Origin of the sequence: Polyangium sp. 15x6 (assembly GCF_029960785.1) — a bacterium.
In the GTDB taxonomy this organism is placed as follows: Bacteria; Myxococcota_A; Polyangia; order Polyangiales; family Polyangiaceae; genus Polyangium.
Map to the genome: position 1 here is coordinate 1 of NZ_JASBQE010000236.1, position 2,258 is coordinate 2,258.

Sequence of the window (2,258 nt, forward strand, 5' to 3'; positions counted from 1 at the left end):
CGAAGGAGCCGCCACCCAGAGCGACGCCTGCTTCTCACGTGTTCGCCCCATCGACATGACGCGGACAAACTACCATCGTCGCCAGTTCTTGTCGATCCTCCTTCGGGATAAGTCCACGGGCTGTTAGCACGGTGTCGCGGTGGGCTCGATAGACGGGACGGCGGGCGCCGAAGCGCCGGATGCCGGGGATCCTGCCGGCGGCGATCTCGCCGTAGACGGTCTTGCGGTCAAGCCGAAGCAGGGTGGCGAGCTCGTTGACGGTCAGGACCGCAGGAAGGCTGCCGGCCTCGGGCAGCGGCGTCATGGGGGTGGCGGTGGAGGAAGGGAACTCTTCGCCCTGCCCGGAGGGTCTGGGCTCAGAAACCGGCCCCGCTCCACGAGCGCTCGAGGGGCTTCGGGTTGGGCCGCGCCACGTGCCCGGGGATTGACTCGGTCGCAGTCGCAAGGGGCGTGCCGAACGTGGCGCGCTGCTTCGCGGAGGATGGGTCCGTCCCGATGCAGGGACGATCGATGGGGGTACGATCGAAATGCTCATGGCTGCACCTCCCCGGCACCTCGGTCGCCCGAGCGCCGCGTTGCTGGTTATCCGGGCAGGAGGCAGGAGGGGCCCACGCAAGGAAAGCGAAGCGGAGCGGCCTCGGGACCTGTGTAGCCCGGTTCCCTCGAATGTAGCTTTTCGACAAGCGAGTGCCAGGAGGAATTGCGTGGTTTCCCCTCGACGAGGGCATCAATCGCCCGTATCTGTTGGTTGATGGCCAAGACAAACAACAAAAAGCCACTTCCAAAGTAGACTTTCGCATCCTCACCCCCTTGTTTCGCAGAACCAAGAACGAGAAGAGCCGCTCGACGGAACCACTTTTTCGTCGATCCGCCCTCCGACTTCCTTCGGGGAGCCCCCCGAGGTCCTCGTGCACCTCGCGCGCCTCCCCTGTGAGACCCGTCCCCTGCCCTCCTTGGGCCTCTTCCCTGCCCCTTGTGGCCAAGCGCAAAGGCCGTGCCGCTCGAACATCAGCCAAGACAAACAACAAATAGCCACGTGAAAAGTGAGAAACTCACCGATCGCCCCTGGATTCCGCAGCTCAACTTCGAGAAGATCCGCTCGATGTAACCACTTTTTTTCCTTTTCGGGCTCCTGGCGGCGCGTCCCCCACCCGTAACCCCGCGAAAGCACGTCGAGCGACCGCTCGAGGCGCTCTCGACGTCGAGCCGCCGCCCGATCCCGGTGGGCCCTCCCCAAAAATACAAGCGGCTTTCCACCGGCTCGGAGTGGCTCGTCAGCGGCTTTGTAACGGCTTTTCGAAGATCGGGGTCCTCGAGCTGGCGGTTCCACCGACAACGGAGCAGCGGCTACTTTTGAGATCGTCCCGACCGCGGGGGCACCGCCGCGCGTGAAGGGGAACCCGACGATGACGGCCCTGCTGTCCGTTTCGTGGCCGGAGCCGGAGGCATCGAGGGTGACGAAGGCACGGGCGCGTGGCTCCGAGCTCGGGATGCCGGGGCGGCGAGGAGCTCGGCGGGCTTTTTCGACGTCGGAATTCGCGAACCGGGCCCGACGCTCGGCGGGGGCTCGGCACGCTTCTTTGAGGTCGGAGCCGATGGGCTGCGCGAACGGGGCGCAACGCTCGGCGGAGGCTCGGCCCGGTTCTTCGAGGTCGGGGCCAACGGGGCCCGCGAACGGGCGCTCGGCGCGGGCTGCTTCTTACTCGCCTTCCTTGCGGCCTTAGCGCGCCAGAACTCCTCCAGGGCCTTTCGCACCACGTCGTTCACGAACCGCCCGAGGGGCATCTTCTTCTTCGCGGAGACCGTCAAGGCATCGTCGTACACGTCGACATCGAAGTGGATTGTCGCCCGCACGGTCTTGCGACCGTCCTTCCGCTGCTCGGCTCGCTTCTGCACCTCACGACGCATAACCACCACTCCCCTGCGACCACCCATACACACTAGGCCGACAGCGGAAGACCCGTCAAGAGGCCACCGAGGCTCGCAGTTACACTTTTACTGTACGCCACCGCTGGCGCGTTCGTCCTTCCGAACCGAAAAACACGGGGTTCACTGCGCCCTGCTGCACGCGCGTCGGGCGGGAAGCTCCAAAGTACCGCAGAACACGGGATGGCAGAGGCTTGACGGTTTGACCGTACCACCTCGCCCACCCCCGTCCTGACACCGACGGCTCGCTCCTCCGACGCTGGTGCCCCGAAGGGAGCACCCGATGCGGAACCATCAGCGAGCGGCGGCGATTCGTGCAGAGATCGAGCAGG

At 65.5% G+C, this 2,258-nt stretch carries 1 protein-coding gene; it reads right to left on the bottom strand.

Going from position 1 to position 2,258, the window contains the following annotated elements:
• Positions 1–34 precede the first annotated feature (34 nt).
• A complete protein-coding gene (locus QHF83_RS53160; protein WP_282425858.1) occupies positions 35–304 on the bottom strand; it encodes a helix-turn-helix domain-containing protein in 270 nt (89 codons plus the stop codon).
• Positions 305–2,258 lie beyond the last annotated feature (1,954 nt).